Origin of the sequence: Serratia aquatilis, assembly GCF_044865145.1 — a bacterium.
Lineage (GTDB): Bacteria > Pseudomonadota > Gammaproteobacteria > Enterobacterales > Enterobacteriaceae > Chania > Chania aquatilis.
Window position 1 is genome coordinate 4946761 of record NZ_CP173186.1, and the last position, 23493, is coordinate 4970253.

General features: G+C 49.5%; 25 protein-coding genes, 1 tRNA gene and 3 rRNA genes. 8 read left to right on the plus strand and 21 right to left on the minus strand.

All coding sequences use genetic code 11. The annotated features are described in order from the left end of the window. The first annotated feature begins 13 nt into the window (after positions 1–13). Positions 14–325: a DUF485 domain-containing protein gene (locus SAQUA_RS22455; protein WP_380676570.1), complete on the plus strand. Its 312-nt coding sequence runs from the start codon at positions 14–16 to the stop codon at positions 323–325. Beyond that, positions 322–1974 (plus strand): cation/acetate symporter ActP, encoded by a 1653-nt coding sequence (gene actP, locus SAQUA_RS22460; protein ID WP_380676572.1) that lies wholly within the window; start codon positions 322–324, stop codon positions 1972–1974. Before SAQUA_RS22455 ends, actP begins: the two co-directional genes overlap by 4 nt. Before the next feature lie 122 nt (positions 1975–2096). Here the strand turns inward: actP and rrf are convergent. From rrf to SAQUA_RS22480, 4 genes are all read right to left on the minus strand, one after another. Beyond that, positions 2097–2212: ribosomal RNA gene (gene rrf / locus SAQUA_RS22465) — 5S ribosomal RNA — on the minus strand. Between the two features lie 114 nt (positions 2213–2326). Further along, positions 2327–5236: ribosomal RNA gene (locus SAQUA_RS22470) — 23S ribosomal RNA — on the minus strand. 222 nt (positions 5237–5458) lie between these two features. After that, positions 5459–5534: transfer RNA gene (locus SAQUA_RS22475), tRNA-Glu, on the minus strand. 143 nt (positions 5535–5677) lie between these two features. After that, positions 5678–7220 (minus strand): 16S ribosomal RNA (locus SAQUA_RS22480). Together the 16S, 23S and 5S rRNA genes with 1 tRNA gene alongside form the textbook arrangement of a ribosomal RNA operon. Before the next feature lie 519 nt (positions 7221–7739). On the opposite strand from SAQUA_RS22480, the gene SAQUA_RS22485 reads away from it, so the two are divergent. After that, entirely contained in the window at positions 7740–8282 is a 543-nt protein-coding gene (locus SAQUA_RS22485) for a gamma carbonic anhydrase family protein (RefSeq protein ID WP_380676896.1), read from the plus strand. A gap of 33 nt (positions 8283–8315) precedes the next feature. Here the strand turns inward: SAQUA_RS22485 and aroE are convergent, their stop codons facing one another. Genes aroE through dprA form a run of 5 tightly spaced genes read right to left on the minus strand, consistent with a single transcriptional unit; the run spans position 8316 to position 11864 of the window. Next, positions 8316–9134 carry a shikimate dehydrogenase gene (aroE, locus tag SAQUA_RS22490; RefSeq protein ID WP_380676894.1) on the minus strand — a complete coding sequence of 273 codons (819 nt, stop codon included), beginning with the start codon at positions 9132–9134 and terminating at the stop codon, positions 8316–8318. 15 nt (positions 9135–9149) lie between these two features. Next, positions 9150–9719, minus strand: a complete 570-nt coding sequence (gene tsaC / locus SAQUA_RS22495) for an L-threonylcarbamoyladenylate synthase type 1 TsaC (RefSeq protein WP_380676892.1) — start codon at positions 9717–9719, stop codon at positions 9150–9152. 7 nt (positions 9720–9726) lie between these two features. After that, on the minus strand, positions 9727–10272 hold the full coding sequence (locus SAQUA_RS22500; RefSeq protein ID WP_380676890.1) for a topoisomerase DNA-binding C4 zinc finger domain-containing protein: 546 nt from the start codon (positions 10270–10272) through the stop codon (positions 9727–9729). Between the two features lie 25 nt (positions 10273–10297). Next, positions 10298–10771 carry a DUF494 family protein gene (locus SAQUA_RS22505; RefSeq protein WP_380676888.1) on the minus strand — a complete coding sequence of 158 codons (474 nt, stop codon included), beginning with the start codon at positions 10769–10771 and terminating at the stop codon, positions 10298–10300. Continuing rightward, positions 10743–11864, minus strand: a complete 1122-nt coding sequence (gene dprA, locus SAQUA_RS22510; protein WP_380676886.1) for a DNA-protecting protein DprA — start codon at positions 11862–11864, stop codon at positions 10743–10745. The genes SAQUA_RS22505 and dprA overlap by 29 nt, the downstream gene beginning before the upstream one ends. 132 nt (positions 11865–11996) lie before the next feature. Here dprA and def point away from each other — a divergent pair, with 132 nt between their 5' ends. The 5 genes from def to mscL all read left to right on the plus strand — a co-directional run bounded on the left by def (position 11997) and on the right by mscL (position 16826). Further along, positions 11997–12506, plus strand: a complete 510-nt coding sequence (gene def / locus SAQUA_RS22515; protein ID WP_380676884.1) for a peptide deformylase — start codon at positions 11997–11999, stop codon at positions 12504–12506. A 17-nt stretch (positions 12507–12523) separates the two neighbouring features. After that, positions 12524–13468 (plus strand): methionyl-tRNA formyltransferase, encoded by a 945-nt coding sequence (fmt, locus tag SAQUA_RS22520; protein ID WP_380676882.1) that lies wholly within the window; start codon positions 12524–12526, stop codon positions 13466–13468. Between the two features lie 72 nt (positions 13469–13540). After that, positions 13541–14830: a 16S rRNA (cytosine(967)-C(5))-methyltransferase RsmB gene (gene rsmB / locus SAQUA_RS22525; RefSeq protein ID WP_380676880.1), complete on the plus strand. Its 1290-nt coding sequence runs from the start codon at positions 13541–13543 to the stop codon at positions 14828–14830. 69 nt (positions 14831–14899) lie between these two features. After that, complete coding sequence (gene trkA / locus SAQUA_RS22530; protein WP_380676878.1) at positions 14900–16276, plus strand: Trk system potassium transporter TrkA; 1377 nt, start codon at positions 14900–14902, stop codon at positions 16274–16276. A gap of 133 nt (positions 16277–16409) precedes the next feature. Beyond that, positions 16410–16826 carry a large-conductance mechanosensitive channel protein MscL gene (mscL, locus tag SAQUA_RS22535; protein WP_380676876.1) on the plus strand — a complete coding sequence of 139 codons (417 nt, stop codon included), beginning with the start codon at positions 16410–16412 and terminating at the stop codon, positions 16824–16826. 51 nt (positions 16827–16877) lie between these two features. Here mscL and SAQUA_RS22540 read toward each other — a convergent pair whose 3' ends face one another. The 12 genes from SAQUA_RS22540 to rpsE form a co-directional block, all read right to left on the minus strand. Next, the gene (locus SAQUA_RS22540) at positions 16878–17084 is read right to left on the minus strand and encodes an alternative ribosome-rescue factor A (RefSeq protein ID WP_380676874.1); all 207 of its coding nucleotides are present in this window, start codon (positions 17082–17084) and stop codon (positions 16878–16880) included. A gap of 85 nt (positions 17085–17169) precedes the next feature. Then, entirely contained in the window at positions 17170–17595 is a 426-nt protein-coding gene (gene zntR / locus SAQUA_RS22545; RefSeq protein WP_380676908.1) for a Zn(2+)-responsive transcriptional regulator, read from the minus strand. A gap of 272 nt (positions 17596–17867) precedes the next feature. After that, positions 17868–18257 (minus strand): 50S ribosomal protein L17, encoded by a 390-nt coding sequence (rplQ, locus tag SAQUA_RS22550; protein WP_004929726.1) that lies wholly within the window; start codon positions 18255–18257, stop codon positions 17868–17870. Positions 18258–18297: 40 nt separating this feature from the next. After that, a complete protein-coding gene (locus tag SAQUA_RS22555; protein WP_002919219.1) occupies positions 18298–19287 on the minus strand; it encodes a DNA-directed RNA polymerase subunit alpha in 990 nt (329 codons plus the stop codon). A gap of 26 nt (positions 19288–19313) precedes the next feature. Then, positions 19314–19934, minus strand: a complete 621-nt coding sequence (rpsD, locus tag SAQUA_RS22560; RefSeq protein ID WP_380676861.1) for a 30S ribosomal protein S4 — start codon at positions 19932–19934, stop codon at positions 19314–19316. Between the two features lie 33 nt (positions 19935–19967). After that, a complete protein-coding gene (rpsK, locus tag SAQUA_RS22565; protein ID WP_004929731.1) occupies positions 19968–20357 on the minus strand; it encodes a 30S ribosomal protein S11 in 390 nt (129 codons plus the stop codon). Between the two features lie 16 nt (positions 20358–20373). Further along, on the minus strand, positions 20374–20730 hold the full coding sequence (gene rpsM / locus SAQUA_RS22570; protein ID WP_380676858.1) for a 30S ribosomal protein S13: 357 nt from the start codon (positions 20728–20730) through the stop codon (positions 20374–20376). Positions 20731–20876: 146 nt separating this feature from the next. Next, positions 20877–20993 carry a 50S ribosomal protein L36 gene (gene rpmJ / locus SAQUA_RS22575; RefSeq protein WP_002227352.1) on the minus strand — a complete coding sequence of 39 codons (117 nt, stop codon included), beginning with the start codon at positions 20991–20993 and terminating at the stop codon, positions 20877–20879. A gap of 33 nt (positions 20994–21026) precedes the next feature. Beyond that, complete coding sequence (gene secY, locus SAQUA_RS22580; RefSeq protein WP_380676854.1) at positions 21027–22358, minus strand: preprotein translocase subunit SecY; 1332 nt, start codon at positions 22356–22358, stop codon at positions 21027–21029. 8 nt (positions 22359–22366) lie between these two features. Continuing rightward, the gene (rplO, locus tag SAQUA_RS22585; RefSeq protein WP_380676852.1) at positions 22367–22801 is read right to left on the minus strand and encodes a 50S ribosomal protein L15; all 435 of its coding nucleotides are present in this window, start codon (positions 22799–22801) and stop codon (positions 22367–22369) included. 3 nt (positions 22802–22804) lie between these two features. Continuing rightward, a complete protein-coding gene (gene rpmD / locus SAQUA_RS22590) occupies positions 22805–22984 on the minus strand; it encodes a 50S ribosomal protein L30 (protein ID WP_004956161.1) in 180 nt (59 codons plus the stop codon). Positions 22985–22990: 6 nt separating this feature from the next. Beyond that, complete coding sequence (rpsE, locus tag SAQUA_RS22595) at positions 22991–23491, minus strand: 30S ribosomal protein S5 (protein ID WP_004929747.1); 501 nt, start codon at positions 23489–23491, stop codon at positions 22991–22993. Positions 23492–23493: the final 2 nt, after the last annotated feature.

The window sequence follows — 23493 nt, forward strand, 5'->3', positions numbered from 1 at the left end:
AGGAGAAACTCAGATGAATGACGACATTTATCAAAGGATTGAGGAAAATCCGCGCTTTAAAGAACTGGTACAGAAACGTAGCCGTTTTGCCTGGCTCCTTTCCCTGATTACATTGGCACTTTACGTTGGCTTCATTTTTTTGATCGCCTTCGATCCACAGTGGCTGGGAACTCCACTCTCCCCCAGTTTGACCATTACCCGTGGGATCCCGATCGGTGTGGGCTTGATCGTGATCTCCTTCGTATTAACTGGGATCTATGTTTACCGCGCAAATGGTGAGTTTGATCGTCTCAATGCAGAAATCTTGCGTGGGGTGAAAAAATGAAACGTTTGCTCTCAACTGCCTTTTTGCTGGCTTTACCGGGTATTAGCCAAGCAGATGCCATAGGTGGGGCGGTTCAACGCCAGCCACTTAACATCCAGGCCATCCTTATGTTCGTTCTGTTCGTGGGGGGCACACTTTATATCACCTACTGGGCTTCAAAGCGTACTCGCTCTCGCGGGGACTACTACACTGCAGGTGGGCGTATTACCGGACTGCAAAATGGTTTGGCGATAGCCGGTGACTTTATGTCTGCGGCATCATTCCTGGGGATATCAGCACTGGTGTACACCTCTGGCTATGATGGCCTGATCTATTCCATCGGCTTCCTGATAGGTTGGCCGATCATTCTGTTCCTGATCGCAGAGCGGCTACGTAACCTTGGGCGTTACACCTTTGCAGACGTTGCCTCTTATCGGCTTAAGCAAAAACCTATTCGGAGCCTTTCCGCTTGCGGTTCACTGGTGGTCGTCGCTTTATATCTGATCGCCCAGATGGTCGGAGCAGGTAAGCTGATCCAGTTGCTATTTGGTCTCAATTACCACGTTGCGGTGATATTGGTTGGTATATTAATGGTGTTGTACGTGCTGTTCGGCGGCATGTTGGCAACAACTTGGGTACAGATCATTAAGGCCGTTCTGTTGCTAGCAGGTGCCAGTTTTATGGCTCTGATGGTAATGAAGTCAGTGAATTTTAATTTCAATACCCTGTTTGCTGAAGCGATCAAAGTCCATCCGAAAGGGCTGGCCATTATGAGTCCAGGAGGATTGGTATCCGACCCTATCTCAGCACTCTCCTTAGGCCTAGCATTAATGTTTGGTACAGCGGGTTTACCACACATTCTGATGCGCTTCTTTACCGTTAGCGATGCCAAGGAAGCTCGTAAAAGCGTATTCTATGCCACTGGATTTATTGGTTATTTCTATATCCTAACATTTATCATTGGGTTCGGCGCGATCCTGCTAGTCAGTGCTAATCCAGCATTCAAGGATGCCAGTGGTGCGTTGTTAGGTGGAAACAATATGGCTGCGGTACACCTAGCTAATGCCGTTGGTGGGAACTTCTTCCTCGGTTTTATCTCTGCTGTTGCGTTTGCCACTATTCTGGCGGTTGTTGCCGGGCTAACGTTAGCCGGTGCCTCAGCTGTTTCTCACGATCTGTACTCTTGTGTCATCAAAGATGGTAAAGCAACCGAGCGTAATGAACTCAAAGTCTCTAAAATCACCGTGGTGCTACTTGGCGTGGTTGCCATAGCTCTTGGGATCCTGTTCGAGAAACAGAATATTGCATTCATGGTAGGGCTAGCATTCTCTATTGCGGCCAGCTGTAACTTCCCAATTATCATTATCTCTATGTATTGGTCTCGGCTGACTACTCGGGGAGCAATGATTGGGGGATGGCTAGGTCTGTTGACCGCAGTGATACTGATGATTCTAGGCCCGACCATTTGGGTACAGATCCTTGGGCACGCCAAACCAATCTACCCCTATGAATATCCAGCATTGTTCTCAATGTTGGTGGCATTCATTGGCATTTGGTTCTTCTCTATTACCGATACATCGTCAACCGGGCGAGAAGAACGCGAGAAGTTCCGCGCCCAATTTGTGCGTTCGCAAACTGGTTTAGGCATTTCGCAAAGTAGTTCGCACTAATATTCGTAAAGTAATACGGGCCGGGCACATTGTCCGGCCTTAACTATCAGGGCTTCTTGTTTTACTTGATAGATAAGCAAAAAGCCTCATGCTTTCGCATGAGGCTTTCAACTTTGTTTGATGCCTGGCAGTGTCCTACTCTCGCATGGGGAGACCCCACACTACCATCGGCGCTACGGCGTTTCACTTCTGAGTTCGGCATGGGATCAGGTGGGACCACCGCGCTATGGCCGCCAGGCAAATTCGTTTCATTCCAACCGCTTCACGCTCACTCGCGTACAGCCATCAGAACCAATCTAGGAACTTCGCTGAAAATCTTTCTCTCTCAAATCCAAAACACCTTCGGTGTTGTAAGGTTAAGCCTCACGGATCATTAGTACTGGTTAGCTCAATGCATCGCTGCACTTACACACCCAGCCTATCAACGTCTTAGTCTTAAACGTTCCTTCAGGGACCTTAAAGGCCCAGGGAAGACTCATCTCGAGGCAAGTTTCGCGCTTAGATGCTTTCAGCGCTTATCTTTTCCGCACTTAGCTACCGGGCAGTGCCATTGGCATGACAACCCGAACACCAGTGGTGCGTTCACTCCGGTCCTCTCGTACTAGGAGCAACCCCTCTCAATCTTCCAACGCCCACGGCAGATAGGGACCGAACTGTCTCACGACGTTCTAAACCCAGCTCGCGTACCACTTTAAATGGCGAACAGCCATACCCTTGGGACCTACTTCAGCCCCAGGATGTGATGAGCCGACATCGAGGTGCCAAACACCGCCGTCGATATGAACTCTTGGGCGGTATCAGCCTGTTATCCCCGGAGTACCTTTTATCCGTTGAGCGATGGCCCTTCCATTCAGAACCACCGGATCACTAAGACCTACTTTCGTACCTGCTCGAGCCGTCACTCTCGCAGTCAAGCTAGCTTATGCCTTTGCACTAACCTCACGATGTCCGACCGTGATTAGCTAACCTTCGTGCTCCTCCGTTACTCTTTGGGAGGAGACCGCCCCAGTCAAACTACCCACCAGACACTGTCCTCACCCCGGATTACGGGGCCGAGTTAGAACATCAAACATTAAAGGGTGGTATTTCAAGGTTGGCTCCATGCAGACTGGCGTCCACACTTCAAAGCCTCCCACCTATCCTACACATCAAGGCTCAATGTTCAGTGTCAAGCTATAGTAAAGGTTCACGGGGTCTTTCCGTCTTGCCGCGGGTACACTGCATCTTCACAGCGAGTTCAATTTCACTGAGTCTCGGGTGGAGACAGCCTGGCCATCATTACGCCATTCGTGCAGGTCGGAACTTACCCGACAAGGAATTTCGCTACCTTAGGACCGTTATAGTTACGGCCGCCGTTTACTGGGGCTTCGATCAAGAGCTTCGCGTTGCCGCTAACCCCATCAATTAACCTTCCAGCACCGGGCAGGCGTCACACCGTATACGTCCACTTTCGTGTTTGCACAGTGCTGTGTTTTTATTAAACAGTTGCAGCCAGCTGGTATCTGCGACTGGCTTCAGCTCCGAGAGCAAGTCTCTTCACCTACGCGCCAGCGTGCCTTCTCCCGAAGTTACGGCACCATTTTGCCTAGTTCCTTCACCCGAGTTCTCTCAAGCGCCTGAGTATTCTCTACCTGACCACCTGTGTCGGTTTGGGGTACGATTTGATGTTACCTGATGCTTAGAGGCTTTTCCTGGAAGCTTGGCATCAACCACTTCGCCACCGTAGTGACTCGTCATCACGCCTCAGGGTTGATATGCAACCGGATTTACCAGGTCACACCCCCTACACGCTTAAACCGGGACAACCGTCGCCCGGCTAGCCTAGCCTTCTCCGTCCCCCCTTCGCAGTAACACCGAGTACAGGAATATTAACCTGTTTCCCATCGACTACGCCTTTCGGCCTCGCCTTAGGGGTCGACTCACCCTGCCCCGATTAACGTTGGACAGGAACCCTTGGTCTTCCGGCGAGCGGGCTTTTCACCCGCTTTATCGTTACTTATGTCAGCATTCGCACTTCTGATACCTCCAGCAGACCTCACAGTCCACCTTCAACGGCTTACAGAACGCTCCCCTACCCAACAACGCCTAAGCGTCGCTGCCGCAGCTTCGGTGCATGGTTTAGCCCCGTTACATCTTCCGCGCAGGCCGACTCGACCAGTGAGCTATTACGCTTTCTTTAAATGATGGCTGCTTCTAAGCCAACATCCTGGCTGTCTATGCCTTCCCACATCGTTTCCCACTTAACCATGACTTTGGGACCTTAGCTGGCGGTCTGGGTTGTTTCCCTCTTCACGACGGACGTTAGCACCCGCCGTGTGTCTCCCGTGATAACATTCTTCGGTATTCGGAGTTTGCATCGGGTTGGTAAGCCGGGATGGCCCCCTAGCCGAAACAGTGCTCTACCCCCGAAGATGAGTTCACGAGGCGCTACCTAAATAGCTTTCGGGGAGAACCAGCTATCTCCCGGTTTGATTGGCCTTTCACCCCCAGCCACAAGTCATCCGCTAATTTTTCAACATTAGTCGGTTCGGTCCTCCAGTTAGTGTTACCCAACCTTCAACCTGCCCATGGCTAGATCACCGGGTTTCGGGTCTATACCTTGCAACTATTCGCCCAGTTAAGACTCGGTTTCCCTACGGCTCCCCTATACGGTTAACCTTGCTACAAAATATAAGTCGCTGACCCATTATACAAAAGGTACGCAGTCACCCCCATTAAGAAGGCTCCCACTGCTTGTACGTACACGGTTTCAGGTTCTATTTCACTCCCCTCGCCGGGGTTCTTTTCGCCTTTCCCTCACGGTACTGGTTCACTATCGGTCAGTCAGGAGTATTTAGCCTTGGAGGATGGTCCCCCCATATTCAGACAGGATGTCACGTGTCCCGCCCTACTCATCGAACTCACAGGATGTGCATTTTAGTGTACGGGGCTATCACCCTTTACTGCGCGACTTTCCAGACGCTTCCACTAACACACACCCTGATTCAGGTTCTGGGCTGTTCCCCGTTCGCTCGCCGCTACTGGGGGAATCTCGGTTGATTTCTTTTCCTCGGGGTACTTAGATGTTTCAGTTCCCCCGGTTCGCCTCGTTAAGCTATGTATTCACTTAACGATAGTGCAACGAATTGCACTGGGTTTCCCCATTCGGGTATTGCCGGTTGTAACGCTTCATATCAGCTTACCGACACTTATCGCAGATTAGCACGCCCTTCATCGCCTCTGACTGCCTAGGCATCCACCGTGTACGCTTAGTCACTTAACCTCACAACCCGAAGGTGTCTTTCGACGCACTTCGTGCTGTAAACATTTGAGAGACTCTCTGACAGGTTAGTTCTTATCTCAATAGTTCTACGGAGAGATAAGTTTCAGCTGTCAGGTTTCAATTTTCAGCTTGTTCCAGATTGTTAAAGAGCAATATCTTAAACATGACTTGGAAGTCATCTTTAAGATATTCGGTGATAATGTCTTTCACTCATTATCGGATTGGCGTCCCCAAGGGGATTCGAACCCCTGTTACAGCCGTGAAAGGGCAGTGTCCTAGGCCTCTAGACGATGGGGACACGAAAAATTCGATTAAACCGAAATTTAACCGTTTCGTATCAGCATGAGTCAGAGACTCATTACATCAACAGGTAGCGCTTTTGCTCATTACTTTTCATCAGACAATCTGTGTGGACACTGCACTCAACTGCATATCTTTAGGTAAGGAGGTGATCCAACCGCAGGTTCCCCTACGGTTACCTTGTTACGACTTCACCCCAGTCATGAATCACAAAGTGGTAAGCGCCCTCCCGAAGGTTAAGCTACCTACTTCTTTTGCAACCCACTCCCATGGTGTGACGGGCGGTGTGTACAAGGCCCGGGAACGTATTCACCGTAGCATTCTGATCTACGATTACTAGCGATTCCGACTTCACGGAGTCGAGTTGCAGACTCCGATCCGGACTACGACATACTTTATGAGGTCCGCTTGCTCTCGCGAGGTCGCTTCTCTTTGTATATGCCATTGTAGCACGTGTGTAGCCCTACTCGTAAGGGCCATGATGACTTGACGTCATCCCCACCTTCCTCCGGTTTATCACCGGCAGTCTCCTTTGAGTTCCCACCATCACGTGCTGGCAACAAAGGATAAGGGTTGCGCTCGTTGCGGGACTTAACCCAACATTTCACAACACGAGCTGACGACAGCCATGCAGCACCTGTCTCACGGTTCCCGAAGGCACTAAGCTATCTCTAGCAAATTCCGTGGATGTCAAGAGTAGGTAAGGTTCTTCGCGTTGCATCGAATTAAACCACATGCTCCACCGCTTGTGCGGGCCCCCGTCAATTCATTTGAGTTTTAACCTTGCGGCCGTACTCCCCAGGCGGTCGACTTAACGCGTTAGCTCCGGAAGCCACGCCTCAAGGGCACAACCTCCAAGTCGACATCGTTTACAGCGTGGACTACCAGGGTATCTAATCCTGTTTGCTCCCCACGCTTTCGCACCTGAGCGTCAGTCTTTGTCCAGGGGGCCGCCTTCGCCACCGGTATTCCTCCAGATCTCTACGCATTTCACCGCTACACCTGGAATTCTACCCCCCTCTACAAGACTCTAGCTTGCCAGTTTCAAATGCAGTTCCCAAGTTAAGCTCGGGGATTTCACATCTGACTTAACAAACCGCCTGCGTGCGCTTTACGCCCAGTAATTCCGATTAACGCTTGCACCCTCCGTATTACCGCGGCTGCTGGCACGGAGTTAGCCGGTGCTTCTTCTGCGAGTAACGTCAATGAATGGTGCTATTAACACCAAACCCTTCCTCCTCGCTGAAAGTGCTTTACAACCCGAAGGCCTTCTTCACACACGCGGCATGGCTGCATCAGGCTTGCGCCCATTGTGCAATATTCCCCACTGCTGCCTCCCGTAGGAGTCTGGACCGTGTCTCAGTTCCAGTGTGGCTGGTCATCCTCTCAGACCAGCTAGGGATCGTCGCCTAGGTGAGCCATTACCCCACCTACTAGCTAATCCCATCTGGGCACATCCGATGGTGTGAGGCCCGAAGGTCCCCCACTTTGGTCCGAAGACGTTATGCGGTATTAGCCACCGTTTCCAGTAGTTATCCCCCTCCATCGGGCAGTTTCCCAGACATTACTCACCCGTCCGCCGCTCGTCACCCGGGGAGCAAGCTCCCCTGTGCTACCGCTCGACTTGCATGTGTTAGGCCTGCCGCCAGCGTTCAATCTGAGCCATGATCAAACTCTTCAATTAAAAGCTTGATGTGCTGCAACTCGTGCAGCGATGCTCGAAAATTAACTTTCGTAATAATTCATTCGCATGAATTACTGCTTGGTCACTCTTCAAGACTTGATATTTTTTTGCTGCCGAAGCAGCTGGATATCGTCTTGTGAGTGCCCACACAGATTGTCTGATAAATTGTTAAAGAGCAGTGAGTTACGCGCTTTCGCTTGCTAACTCGAGGTGGCGTATAATACGCTTTCCTCTTGCAGAGTCAACCTCATTTTTCAGGTTTTTTCTCTGCTGACTTCGGAAGCCTTGTGAAGTGATTCACATGTTCCGTGTCGATGGAGGCGCATTATAGGGATCCTCGTTTTTTCCACAACCCCTTTTTAGATCTTTTCTTTCCGACTGCGCAATTTTCAGCCCTTTCGTGTGGATCTTGCCCGATCACACCTGTATTACAAGGGATCCGCTATGCCGAACGGTTGTAATTGCACCACCAAAGACTAGTATTGCCAGTAATATGATCCTGAGCTGAGGTGCTATCACATGTCCAATTCAATACGTTCTTATCTTCATTACTCTCCGCAACTTGGCCTTCGCGTCATGATCGACCCCTCTAGTGTTGTGGTCGGCAACGTAGAACTAGCTGATGATGTGAGTATCTGGCCATTAGTTGCTATTCGCGGTGATGTTAATGCAGTAAGGATTGGTGCACGCAGCAATATCCAGGACGGCAGCGTCCTGCATGTCACACACCAGTCAACGTATAATCCTGCTGGCTATCCCTTGCTGATTGGTGACGATGTCACTGTCGGGCATAAAGCTATGCTACACGGCTGCATTATCGGTAATCGCGTTCTGGTAGGTATGGGCTCGATTCTGCTAGACGGTGCGATAATCGAAGATGATGTGATGATTGGTGCAGGCAGCCTTGTTTCACCTGGCAAGCGCCTGGAAAGTGGCTACTTATATGTAGGCAGCCCAGCACGTCAAGTCAGGCGACTAACTGCAGAAGAAATAGAGGGACTACGTTACTCAGCCAATAACTATGTCCGCTGGAAAGATGAATACCTTTCCGAAGATGTCTGATACCCCGCTCAGGCTGCTCAAAGCGGAGCATAGCTAAGCCACCATTTCTTTTCGTAGTTGTTTTAAAACCGGTTCGATTTCTGGCATGACACCGTACCATAAAAAGAAAGCATGTGCCGCCTGGCCAACAAGCATCCCTAAACCATCAGCATAGAGCTCTACCCCCAGTTGCTTTGCCCAGGCCAGGAATGGGGTAGTTCCCTGCCGATAAAACATGTCATAGCAACGAATGGTGTTGTTCACAACACTGTCAGGCAACGACGGTATTTCACCGCTGATCCCTGAAGCGGTAGCATTGATCACTAAGTTAAATAGAGGTTGATCGAGTTGATCCAGAGATAATGCGTCGATCTTGCCAAAAGTGCAGAATACTTCCGCCAACTCTTCTGCTCGACTAAATGTGCGGTTAGTCAGTACCACTTCGCAACCATAAGAGAGCAGAGGCAAAATAACACCTCGTGCAGCCCCACCAGCGCCAACCAATAGAATACGATCACCCGGCTTGATCAATTGTTGACGCTCAAGGTCTGATAACAAACCGACACCGTCGGTATTATCCCCAAACAGCTGCCCCCCAGGTAAGACCTTCAGCGTATTCACCGCTCCTGCCATCGCCGCCCTTTGACTTAGCTCGGAAGCTGCCGCGTAGGCCAGCTCTTTAAAAGGAACGGTAACATTAGCGCCTTGACCACCCGCAGCAATAAACTGTTGCAGGGCTGGCTCAAACCCATCCAGCGGAGCCAGCACACGCCCATATGGGTGCTCAATCCCAGTCTGCTCAGCAAATAGCGCATGAATACGAGGTGACTTGCTATGAGCAATCGGATTACCGAATACTGCGAACCTTTCCATAAACGTTACCTATCTCTAGCCCTGACGGATCTGCTCACCGGTCAAAGCATCTCTTATTTCAGAAGGATTCAACCGCCCACCAACGTGACCTACAAGTACTGGGAAAGACTCGCCGAACTGCTGTATCACTTCTGCAACATTGCGGCACGGTTCCTTACCACTTAAATTGGCGCTGGTTGAAACCAGTGGCTTACCGAACTGGAGACAGAGCTGTTTTACCAATGGATGATCGCTGACACGTACAGCCAAAGAACTAAAACGGCCAGTAAGAAAGCGTGGTGTTTGCGATTTGGCAGGGACGACCCAGCTGACTGGGCCAGGCCAACTGGCAAACATCGCGGCACGCTGTTGTTCACTCAAAACACTATCATCAATATAAGGTGTGAGTTGCGAGTAATCGGCAGCGATAAGAATCAAACCCTTATCTAACGGACGCTGCTTCAAATCCAGTAACGCCATGACGGCCTGTTCACTATCAGGATCACATCCCAAACCGAACACGGCTTCTGTTGGGTAGGCAACCACTTGCTGGTTTTCCAGAGCGGTAATAATAGGTGCGAATACGGAAATTTGTTCTGAGCTCATAGAGAAATTATTCTGTGATTGCGACGGGTTTTCCGCATAGTTTACTGGCACAGCAAAGCCTTGGACCCTTTGCTGTGCGCTTCTCCATTAATAATGGATAGTGGCAATAGGCGCACTCACCGGCCACAGGCTTGAAATTGAGGGCAAATTGGCATTCAGGGTAACGGTCACAGGAGTGGAACACTTTGCCATAGCGAGACTTACGCTGAAGTAAGGTGCCCTGACCACACTGAGGGCAAGCAATACTGGTTTCATCCGGCTTGTCGATAACTTCTGTATGATCGCAATCAGGGTAGTGGCTGCAACCGACAAACATACCAAAGCGCCCCTGACGTAGCACCAGAGTCGCCTTGCACTTCGGGCATTCCTGCCCTTCCAGCACCTTTACAACATGGCTGTCAATGTGCGTCTTTAAGGGCCTGATATATTGGCATTCAGGATATTCAGAACAGCCGAAAAAGGGGCCGTGGCGACCACTACGGATCACCAATTCGGCCCCGCATTCCGGACAGGGTTCATTTTGCTTGGTGGCAAAAATCGCTGTTTTTGTCATAACTTCTTCTAGGCTTGTTACCAGCTCAGTGCAGGTAACCTTCGTTTACTTCAAACAGTAGCTCTTCCATTTGCTGATAGGCGCTTTCATATCCTGGAATATTAAACAACACCATCAACACTACCCATTTCAGGTCTTCGAGACCGAACTCCTCATTATCCAACGCCATGACACGATCAATAACCATTTCGCGGGTTTCGAGGTTCAATACCTGAATCTGTTCTAAGAATAGGAGAAAACCACGGCAATTGGCATCTAAACGCACGCCCTCTTCTTCGGTGTAGATCCGCATAGCCAGTGGATCGGCATCCATAAAATAAGGTGCATTCTCGCCTTCCTGGAGGTCTGCAAGCTTTTCGAGCCAATTTAGCGCATTGAAGATATCATCCCGATCAAATCCTGCTTCAGCAAGATCGTCGGTCAAGGTATCCTGATCAACATTCATCTCGGGCTCATTGTGTATATAAGTTTCAAACAAATACATGAGTACGTCGAACATGGCCTGCCCTCCTTATTCGGACATAGCCGCCGGGTACAGCTGCGATCCACCCTGCTAACTCCAGATCGAGTAACTTGATTACTACCTCTGGCACAGGTTGGCCGGCACGTTCAGCGACGACGTCAACAGGTGTCACCTCATCTCCTACGTTAGCCAACACATCAGCAAATGGCAATTCAACTTGAGCTTCTGATGAAGAAATAGTTGTATTCTCGTGCAAAGGTAACCAACTCAAGCCACTACCCAGTTGTTCAGCGATATCTTTCGGGCCTGTCACCAAGCTGGCCCCCTGCTGGATTAACCAGTGCGTACCCTCACTCATCGGATTACCCAGAGCCCCAGGCAAAGCGAACACTTCACGTCCCTGCTCCAAAGCATAGCGAGCAGTAATCAGTGAACCACTTCGCAATGAGGCCTCTATAACCACAACGCCTAGACTTAACCCACTGATAATACGATTGCGCCTCGGAAAATGATCGGCCAACGGCAGATCGGTAGTCAAATGTTCAGAAATTACTGCACCGCCTTGCTCCATGATTTGCTTTGCAAGACGACGATGGCGGCGCGGATAAATATTGTCCAGGCCACTCCCCAACACCGCAATAGTAACCCCTTGTTCATTAAGTGCTGCTCGATGACAGATACCATCTATACCGATAGCCAACCCGCTGGTGATGGCAAAACCACAATGTACCAACCCGCTAGCAAAATAATTGCCCCAATGCTCGCCATAATGGCTGAATTGGCGACTGCCAACCATAGCGATCTGCGGCAATTGCAGCGCAGATACGTCACCCTTTACCATCAATAACAATGGCGCATCATCGATATGGGCCAAAAGCTCGGGGAAACCCGATTCACCATATCTCAACATCTGATTTCCCGGCTGTTCCAACCACTGGAGTGTTGCCTTGAGATAACGCGCGTGCCCACGGCTAAACTGTTCTCGCTGTTTATCATTCAAGCCCAACGCCTTTAGCAACGAGTGAGAATTGCTATTTTCAGCAATCAACCGATTGATGATCTGGGTAGCCTGCTGTGCGCTGATCCCTGTTACCGCATGCATACGTAAAGTGATTTCTTCTGGCTGCATCGTGCATTCCCTCGCAGAAAGTGGGGTTTTACCAATTCGTGCAATCGATCAAGGATGCTGTCAATCAGTAGGGGAAATGTCTAGAATAGAAGCTAAACTCTACTTATCACTCGGATTCAGATCTAAAGATATATGTCAGTATTGCAGGTATTACATTTCCCAGACGAGCGGCTACGCAAAATTGCGGCCCCGGTAAAAGAAGTCAATGCAGAGATCCAACGCATCGTTGATGATATGTTCGACACCATGGATGCGGAGGAAGGCATTGGTCTGGCAGCGACACAGGTAGATATTCATCAACGGATTATCGTCATTGACGTTTCTGAGGATCGTACTCAACGTTTGGTGCTGATCAACCCAGAATTGTTGGAAAAACACGGCGAGACCGGTATCGAAGAGGGCTGTCTTTCCGTGCCCGAACACCGAGCTCTGGTGCCTCGAGCTGAAAAAGTGAAGATCCGTGCTTTGGATCGCGAAGGAAAGCCTTTTGAGCTTGAAGCAGATGATTTGTTAGCAATCTGTATCCAGCACGAAATGGACCATCTAGTCGGCAAACTGTTTGTCGATTACCTGTCGCCGCTTAAACGCCAACGCATCCGTCAGAAACTGGAAAAAATGGCCAAGCTTAATGCGCGTGCCTAACTGATCAGGAAAACAACGTGTCTGACTCTTTACGGATTATTTTCGCCGGAACACCAGACTTCGCAGCGCGTCACCTTGACGCGCTGTTGTCATCTCAGCATCAGATTGTCGGGGTATTCACTCAGCCCGATCGCCCCGCTGGCCGCGGTAATAAACTCACGCCAAGCCCGGTAAAAGTTCTGGCTGAACAACATCAGATCCCAGTATTTCAACCCAAATCTCTTCGTCCGGAAGAGAACCAGCACCTTGTAGCCGATCTCAACGCGGACGTCATGGTTGTCGTTGCCTATGGACTGATCTTGCCAAAAGCTGTGCTTGATATGCCACGTATGGGTTGTATCAACGTTCATGGCTCTCTGCTTCCACGCTGGCGTGGCGCAGCTCCGATCCAACGTGCACTGTGGGCTGGTGACAGCGAAACGGGCGTGACGATCATGCAGATGGATGTCGGTCTTGATACCGGTGATATGATGCTCAAGATCAGTTGCCCAATCGAAGCCGAAGATACCAGTGCCAGCCTGTATGGCAAGTTGGCAGAGCTCGGGCCACAAGGGCTGTTGGCAGCATTGCAGCAGTTGGCTTCAGGTACTATCAAGCGTGAAGTACAAGATGAAGCACTAGTCACTTATGCTGAAAAGCTGAGCAAAGAAGAAGCACGCCTTGATTGGCGACTTTCCGCCTCACAGTTGGAACGCTGTATCCGTGCCTTTAATCCATGGCCGGTAAGCTATTTCACTATTGAAGATCTGCCGGTGAAAGTCTGGCAAGCAACTGTACTGCCTGAAACCTCCAGCTTAGAACCTGGGACTATTGTACATGCCGACAAACACGGTATTCAGGTAGCTACCGCCGAAGGTGTTCTAAACCTGACGCAACTGCAACCTGCAGGTAAAAAACCGATGTCAGCACAAGACTTACTGAATTCACGTCGTGAATGGTTCATGCCGGGTAACCGGATATAAATCACTCCCATTGCCCGGGCATTTTTACCGGGCCGTTTCTTTCCTAATGCCGATCGTTATCAGCTTCAGCCTATGAAAAACAATTACAATCTTCGCAGCCACGCAGCCAAAACCATCGGCCAAGTACTGGATCAAGGCCAATCACTCAGCGCGATTTTGCCGCCATTACAAAAAAATATTTCAGATAAGGACCGTGCCTTATTGCAGGAACTCTGTTTCGGCACGCTGCGCGTGTTGCCACAACTTGAGTGGTGCATCCAACAACTGATGGCAAAACCAATGACGGGTAAACAGCGTACATTGCATTATTTGCTAATGGTTGGCCTCTATCAGTTGTTATATACCCGCATTCCCGCTCACGCCGTATTGGCAGAAACAGTAGAGGGGGCCGTAGCCTTAAAACGGCCACAGTTGAAAGGCCTGATTAATGGCGTCCTGCGGCAGTTCCAACGCCAACAGGAAGAACTGTTGGCCCGAGCGGCTAACAATCAAAGCCGTTATCTGCATCCAAGTTGGTTGCTGGAACGCATTAAGCAAGCCTATCCGGCACATTGGGAGCAAATTGTTGATGCCAACAATCAAAAACCTCCAATGTGGCTTCGTGTCAATCGGTTACACCATACACGAGAAGATTACTTACAGCTCATGCAGCAGGCCGGTATTGCGGCTGAGCCCCATAAGGAATATCGCGACGCGATACGACTGTTGACACCTTGCTCAGTGACAGACTTACCTGGATTTGCAGACGGCTGGGTCACTGTACAAGACGCTTCTGCGCAAGGTTGTATCGATCTACTGGATCCGCAAGATGGTGAACAGATCCTCGATCTTTGCGCTGCTCCAGGCGGCAAAACGACCCATATTCTGGAAGCCGCACCCAAAGCACATGTTATGGCTGTAGATATTGATGAGCAACGCTTGGTACGGGTTAATGAAAACCTACAGCGTCTTGGCCTGCATGCAGTCGTGCGGCAAGGTGACGGCCGTACCCCACAACAATGGTGTGGTGATAAACAATTTGACCGTATACTGTTAGATGCTCCTTGCTCAGCAACGGGGGTGATCCGCCGCCATCCTGATATCAAATGGCTGCGTCGCGATAGTGATATTGCCGAATTAACTAGTTTGCAAAGCGAAATTCTGGAGGCTATCTGGCCACATCTGAAACCCGGTGGCGTGATGGTCTACGCGACCTGTTCTATTTTGCCGCAAGAAAATAGCGAGCAGATAACTTCATTCTTAAAAAGCCATGGCGATGCAAAACTAGTTGAAACCGGCGATGAACAAACACCTGGTAAACAGAACCTCCCGCATCCTGAAGACGGAGATGGTTTCTTTTACGCTAAGCTGATTAAGATATAATTGCTGAAGGGCATTTTTAATGCCCTCAACTGTCGGCCATGGCCGTTGTAGTGTGAAGCAGAGAATTCAATGAAAATAATTATTCTTGGCGCTGGTCAGGTTGGTGGAACACTGGCAGAAAACCTGGTTGGTGAAAATAACGATATCACCGTGGTTGATACCGATACCGGACGTCTGCGTCAGTTACAGGATAAGTTTGACCTACGTGTTGTACAAGGGCATGCCTCCCATCCACGCGTACTTCGCGAAGCCGGTGCGGAAGACGCGGATATGCTGGTTGCGGTAACCAACTCTGACGAAACCAATATGGTTGCCTGTCAGATCGCCTATTCATTATTTAACACTCCAAACCGTATAGCGCGTATTCGTGCACCAGACTACATCCGAGAGGGTGATAAGCTTTTCAATCCAGAAGCGGTGCCAATCGATCACTTGATCTCGCCAGAACAGTTGGTTATCGATTACATCTATAAATTAATCGAATACCCCGGTGCACTACAGGTTGTGAACTTTGCCGAGGGTAAGGTCAGCATCGCCGCAGTGAAAGCTTATTACGGGGGCCCACTCGTGGGTAACGCCCTCTCCTCTATGCGTGAACATATGCCACACATAGATACACGTGTTGCAGCCATTTTCCGGCAGGATCGTCCAATTCGCCCACAGGGTTCCACAATTATTGAAGCAGGTGATGAAGTTTTCTTCGTGGCTGCTTCACAGCATATCCGCGCCGTAATGAGCGAGCTTCAACGCCTTGAAAAACCTTATAAGCGAATCATGATTGTCGGTGGTGGCAACGTAGGTGCCGGGTTGGCGCATCGGTTAGAAAAATCATATAACGTCAAACTCATTGAGCGAAATCAGCAACGTGCAGCCGAGCTGGCTGAGCAGTTGCACGATACTATCGTTTTCTACGGTGATGCCTCCGATCAGGAATTGTTGGCAGAAGAACACGTAGAGCAGGTTGACGTTTTTATCGCCATCACTAACGATGACGAAGCTAATATCATGTCTGCCATGCTGGCAAAACGTATGGGCGCCAAAAAAGCCATGGTACTGATTCAGCGCCGTGCCTATGTTGATTTGGTTCAGGGCAGCGTGATAGATATTGCCATTTCGCCGCAACAGGCCACCATTTCAGCATTGCTTGGTCACGTACGTAAAGCCGATATCGTCAGTGTATCTTCACTACGCCGTGGCGTTGCTGAGGCAATCGAAGCTATCGCACATGGAGATGAAAGTACCTCCAAAGTTGTCGGGCGTATGGTCGAGGAAATCAAGTTACCTCCGGGAACCACTATTGGTGCCATTGTTCGTGGCGATGATGTGATTATTGCCAACGGTAACAGCAGAATTCAGCAAGGCGATCATGTGATTATGTTTATTACGGACAAGAAATTTGTCCCCGACGTCGAGCGGCTGTTCCAACCGAGCCCATTCTTCTTATAGATGCGTATATTTCGCGATAATTAATTGGGGGCGTGATTTTTATTTAGAGTAGCTGAAATCTTTTCATTACTCGTAGTGGCAAAGGGAAGTTGCTTTGTTAAACTTATGTAAATAGTTTTTTGAGGGGGTTCTGATGGGTATTTTGAAAGAGTTTCGCGAGTTTGCCATGCGTGGCAACGTGGTCGACTTGGCTGTAGGTGTAATCATTGGAGCCGCATTCGGTAGAATAGTCTCTTCTCTGGTTGCAGACATCATAATGCCACCATTAGGTTTACTGATCGGTGGAGTCGATTTCAAAAAATTCCACTTAGTGCTGCGCGAAGCTGAAGGCAATATTCCCGCAGTAGTCATGAATTATGGTGCCTTCCTTCAAAATATTTTTGATTTCGTGATTGTTGCCTTCGCAATCTTTATGGCCATTAAATTAATGAACAAAATGCGCCGTAAAGAAGTTGAAGAACCGACTGCTCCGCCGGCTCCAACAGCCGAAGAGAAATTGCTAACTGAAATCCGTGATTTGCTGAGCAAACAACAACGGCCAAAGCAGTAATAAGCATTTCATCAGCACGCAAAACCTAATGAAAAGATGGTTGTTGGTCCCTTAAAACCAGAAGGCCAGTGGTAAATTATCACAAGAAAATTTACCACTGGCCTCCCAGCTACCACCTTTTGCATGTTTATCTTTTCGCCGGTAACTTCCCTTCCCCTTGTTGTTCTTTTCTACACGCTGCCGGAACAACGGATCGTGTAGTAATGCCTCAATGGCATTTTCCTGGATCTGGCCTCTAGTATGCCGATATTTTGTCATAACTTAATTCCTGTCTGTTTGTGGTAATAAACTCGCTGATAATGCTACCTTGTTGGAAGCAATTAAACGCCCGTAAGCATTCAAATCACTTTTTAGCCTTTTCTTCGCTAGCACCTTGCTCTAAGGCTTCCAGGATAGAACAGTAATTGCTGGTGTGACTACTTCCACAACAGGCATCGCTGAGCCTTTTCAGTGACTCGCGCATTCTGGTTAATTCGGATAGTCTGCTTTCAACTTCCCGTAGTCTCGCATCAACAATTGACTTAGACTCTTCACAAGTGTGATGCTCTGGATCAACCCGAATCGATAATAGCTCAGCTATGGTTTCTAACGTAAAACCCAGTTGTTTTGCATAACGAATGAATCGCAGGCGCTGTAAATCCTGAACGTTATACAGCCGATATCCCCCTTCGGTACGAATATTGTGTGCCATCATTCCCTGCTTCTCGTAATAGCGCACCGTATCCGGTGTGACATCTGCAAGCTTGGCCAATTGCCCGATCTTAAACATCAGGAACCCTCCGGTTTGAACTTCATTTTTACCAACTAATATCATACAGTTATTAATATCTGCATAGTCAAGGGACTGGAAATCAATCTCCCTAGATAACGTCGCGACGGTTAGGAACCACATAACTGTGCGTTCTTTCTAAAGAACAGATATAAGCCTTAGCATAGCGGATGATAAGAGGGAAATTAAGTCATGCTTGGATACGAGCGCATTGTTACCTGATATAGACGTAAAAAAACCGGGCAAGCCCGGTTTTTTTACGCTTCTACAGATTACTCTGCAGTTGCTACTTCTGCTTGAGACTCAGCACGATCAACCAGCTCGATGTATGCCATCGGCGCGTTGTCGCCTGCGCGGAAGCCACACTTCAGAATGCGAGTGTAACCACCGGCACGGCTCGCGAAACGCGGGCCCAGCTCGTTAAACAGTTTTGCCACGATCTCGTTATCACGAGTACGGGCGAATGCCAGACGACGATTAGCTACGCTGTCGGTCTTGGCAAGAGTAATCAGCGGCTCAACAACGCGACGCAGCTCTTTTGCTTTTGGCAAGGTCGTCTTGATGATCTCATGACGAACCAAAGAGCCGGCCATGTTACGGAACATAGCCTGGCGATGGCTGCTGTTACGGTTCAGTTGACGACCACTCTTACGATGGCGCATGACCTTATCCTTCTCAGTAAAACCTTAACCTGTGATCCGGTTACTCGTCAGCAATGCTTGCCGGTGGCCAGTTTTCCAGGCGCATGCCCAGAGACAAGCCACGGGAGGCCAGCACGTCTTTAATCTCAGTAAGAGATTTTTTACCCAGGTTAGGCGTTTTGAGCAGCTCAACCTCGGTACGCTGTACCAGATCACCGATGTAGTGGATAGCTTCTGCCTTAAGGCAGTTAGCAGAGCGGACAGTCAATTCCAGATCGTCAACAGGGCGCAGCAGGATCGGATCAAACTCTGGTTTCTCTTCTTTCACTTCCGGCTGACGAACATCACGTAAGTCAACGAAAGCTTCCAGTTGTTCTGCCAGAATGGTTGCCGCACGGCGGATCGCCTCTTCAGGATCAATCGTGCCATTGGTTTCCATTTCGATTACCAGCTTGTCCAGGTCAGTACGCTGTTCTACACGCGCTGCTTCAACATTGTAGGCAATACGCTCTACAGGGCTATAGCAGGCGTCAACCAACAGACGACCAATCGGGCGCTCATCTTCTTCCGAATGAATTCGGGCAGAAGCCGGCACATAACCACGACCACGTTGAACTTTGATACGCATGCTGATAGCAGCATTCTCATCGGTCAGGTGGCAGATCACGTGCTGCGGCTTGACGATTTCGACATCACCATCATGGGTAATGTCGGCAGCGGTCACAGGGCCAATGCCAGATTTATTCAGGGTAAGAATAACTTCATCTTTGCCTTGAACTCTCACCGCCAGCCCTTTCAGGTTGAGCAAGATCTCCAGGATATCTTCCTGTACGCCTTCTTTGGTGCTGTACTCATGTAGTACACCATCAATCTCAACCTCGGTCACAGCGCAACCCGGCATAGATGAAAGCAGAATACGGCGCAGTGCGTTGCCAAGAGTATGGCCAAAGCCACGCTCTAAAGGCTCAAGGGTCACCTTGGCGTGCGTCGAACTGACTTGTTCGATATCTACCAGGCGCGGTTTTAGAAACTCTGTCACAGAACCCTGCATTGTGTCCTCTCTTTGAAACTCAAGCCTTACTTGGAGTAAAGCTCGACGATCAGGTGTTCGTTAATGTCGGCGGACAGATCGGTACGTTCAGGAATACGTTTGAACACACCTTCCATCTTCGCAGCATCAACTTCCAGCCAAGTCGGCTTTTCACGCTGCTCAGCCAGCTCCAGAGAAGCCTTAACACGAGACTGCTTTTTAGCTTTCTCGCGGATGCTGACTACGTCATTCGGAGATACCTGATAAGAAGCGATGTTAACAACGCGACCATTTACCATAACAGCTTTGTGGCTAACCAATTGACGTGCTTCTGCACGAGTGGCACCGAAGCCCATACGGTAAACAACGTTGTCCAGACGACCTTCCAGAAGGGTCAACAGGTTTTCACCGGTGTTGCCTTTCAGGCGGGTTGCTGCTTTGTAATAGTTACGGAACTGACGCTCCAGAACACCGTACATACGGCGAACTTTTTGCTTTTCACGTAACTGCACACCATAGTCAGACAGACGCGGTTTACGCGCACCGTGTTGACCAGGCGGTTGATCAATTTTGCACTTTGAATCTATCGCACGAACGCCAGACTTCAGGAACAGGTCTGTGCCCTCGCGGCGGCTAAGCTTGAGCTTAGGACCCAAATATCTTGCCATTTTCTTTCTCCAACAATCCGAAAAGCAGGGGCGTTACACGCGGCGCTTTTTCGGCGGACGACAACCGTTATGAGGGATCGGAGTCACATCAGTAATATTAGTGATGCGGAAACCAGCCGCGTTCAGAGCGCGGATAGTAGACTCACGACCAGGACCAGGTCCTTTAACCATAACTTCCAGGTTCTTGATACCGTATTCTTTTACTGCGTCAGCACAACGTTCTGCTGCAACCTGAGCTGCAAAAGGCGTTGACTTACGAGAACCACGGAAGCCAGAACCACCGGCTGTTGCCCAACCCAAAGCATTACCCTGACGATCGGTAATAGTTACAATGGTGTTGTTGAAAGAAGCATGGATATGAGCCACGCCGTCAGAGACTTGTTTTCTTACACGCTTACGTGTACGAACAGGTGCCTTTGCCATTATTCAATCACCCCGATTATTTCTTGATCGGTTTACGCGGACCCTTACGGGTACGTGCGTTGGTCTTAGTACGCTGTCCGCGCACTGGTAGACCACGACGATGGCGCAAACCACGGTATGTACCAAGATCCATCAGACGCTTGATGCTCAGGGTAACTTCACGACGCAAATCACCTTCAACAGTGAATTTGGCAACCGCTTCACGCAGTTGTTCAATTTGCTCTTCAGACAGCTCACTGATCTTAACATTTTCAGCAATACCCGTAGTAGCACAGATAGACTGTGAACGAGTTTTGCCGATTCCGAAGATCGACGTTAACGCGATAACGGTATGTTTATGATCAGGAATGTTAATGCCTGCTATACGGGCCACTATGCACTCCTACTAATTTTTACGGCAACACCATTCTGAAAAGCCCGTTTTCAGGATACTCAAATAATGTTGCAGCTACATACAAAAGATTGGCTGGCTAATCTAGCCAGCTCAACCCAACTTTGCAAGAAAAATATGCGAGATAATCAGCCTTGACGCTGTTTATGCTTCGGCTCGGCGCTGCAAATCACACGAACGACACCGTTACGCTTAACGATTTTGCAGTTACGACATAATTTCTTGACGGAAGCACGAACTTTCATTTTTACTCTCCGTAACTTCTCAAACGCACCTGACTAGCGGTTATAACCTTTCAGGTTTGCTTTCTTCAATGCAGACTCGTACTGACTTGACATCATCAGAGTTTGCACTTGAGCCATAAAGTCCATGATGACGACAACCACGATCAGTAGCGAGGTACCACCAAAGTAGAATGGCACTTTCATTGCATCACGCATGAACTCCGGGATCAGGCAGATAAAGGTAATGTACATCGCGCCCACCAGGGTTAAACGCGTCATTACTTTATCGATATACTTCGCCGTTTGCTCTCCCGGACGAATTCCTGGTACGAAGGCACCGGACTTCTTCAGGTTATCTGCTGTTTCACGCGGGTTGAAAACCAACGCCGTGTAGAAGAAACAGAAGAAGATGATTGCAGACGCATAGAGTAACACATAAAGCGGCTGCCCAGGCTGCAAGTATAGCGAAATCGTTGTCAGCCAGTTCCAACCGGTACCGCCCCCAAACCATGATGCAATCGTGGCAGGGAACAGAATAATGCTGGAAGCGAAGATTGCCGGGATTACCCCTGCCATATTCACTTTCAACGGTAAGTGTGTGCTCTGTGCTGCGTAAACACGACGACCTTGTTGACGTTTCGCATAGTTAACGACGATACGGCGCTGACCACGTTCCATGAAAACAACGAAGAAGGTTACTGCAAACACTAATACTGCAACCAACAGCAACAGGAGGAAGTGCAGGTCGCCTTGCCGAGCTTGCTCAATAGTATGACCGATTGCCGGCGGAAGCCCCGCCACGATACCAGCGAAGATAATGATCGAGATACCGTTACCGATACCTCGTTCAGTAATCTGCTCACCTAGCCACATTAGGAACATAGTCCCGGTAACCAGACTCACAACCGCAGTAAAGTAGAATGCAAAGCCAGGGTTTAACACCAAGCCCTGCATACCTGGCATATTCGGCAGACCGGTAGCAATACCGATCGACTGGAATATGGCCAATACCAGCGTACCGTAACGAGTGTACTGGCTAATCTTGCGACGGCCAGCCTCCCCTTCCTTCTTGATTTCCGCCAACGTAGGATGAACCACCGTCAACAGCTGGATAATGATCGACGCCGAAATATACGGCATGATCCCCAGAGCAAAAATAGAAGCACGGCTAAGAGCACCACCAGAGAACATGTTAAACATTTCAATGATGGTGCCTCTTTGCTGCTCAAGCAATTTGGCAAGCACAGTGGCATCGATACCAGGAATCGGAATAAAAGAGCCGATACGGAAGACAATCAGCGCGCCGATAACAAACAAAAGTCTGCGCTTCAGTTCGCCGAGCCCGCCTTTAGCACTTTGAAAATCTAATCCTGGTTGCTTAGCCATTAGCTCACTTATTCCTCAATTTTACCGCCAGCAGCTTCGATAGCAGCACGAGCGCCTTTGGTGACACGCAGACCACGTAGGGTAACCGGACGAGCGATTTCACCAGAAAGCATAACTTTGGCGAACTCGATCTGGATACCAACAACGTTAGCGGCTTTCAGCGTGTTCAGGTCGATTACGTCGCCTTCGATCAGAGCAAGTTCAGACAGACGAACTTCTGCCGTGATCATCGCTTTGCGAGAGGTAAAGCCGAATTTCGGCAAACGACGATATAAAGGCATCTGACCACCTTCAAAACCACGACGTACGCCACCGCCAGAACGAGAATTCTGACCTTTGTGACCACGGCCGCCGGTTTTACCCAGGCCAGAACCAATACCACGACCTACACGCTTCGGCGCTTGCTTGGCACCTTCAGCCGGAGACAGAGTATTTAAACGCATCTGTTACTCCTCAACTTTAACCATGTAGGAAACCAGGTTGATCATACCGCGTACAGCAGGAGTATCCTCGCGCTCTACGGTGTGACCAATACGACGCAGACCCAGGCCGAGCAGTGTAGCTTTATGCTTCGGCAGACGGCCAATGGAGCTGCGAACTTGTGTAACTTTGATAGTCTTAGCCATGGTCAATTACCCCAGAATGTCTGCAACGGATTTACCACGCTTGGCAGCGACCATTTCAGGAGACTTCATATTTGCCAAAGCATCGATAGTTGCACGAACCACGTTAATCGGGTTGGTGGAACCATAAGCTTTAGCCAATACGTTGTGCACCCCAGCAACTTCGAGAACGGCGCGCATTGCACCACCCGCGATGATACCGGTACCTTCGTGAGCTGGCTGCATGAACACACGAGAACCCGTATGAGCACCTTTAACAGGATGCTGCAGGGTGCCGCTGTTCAGCGCGACATTCATCATGTTGCGACGGGCTTTTTCCATCGCTTTCTGGATCGCTGCTGGAACTTCGCGTGCTTTGCCGTAGCCAAAACCAACGCGACCGTTACCATCACCAACGACAGTCAGTGCGGTAAAGCTGAAAATACGGCCACCTTTTACGGTTTTGGATACGCGGTTTACCGCGATCAGCTTTTCCTGCAGTTCGCCAGCTTGTTTTTCGATGTGAGCCATCT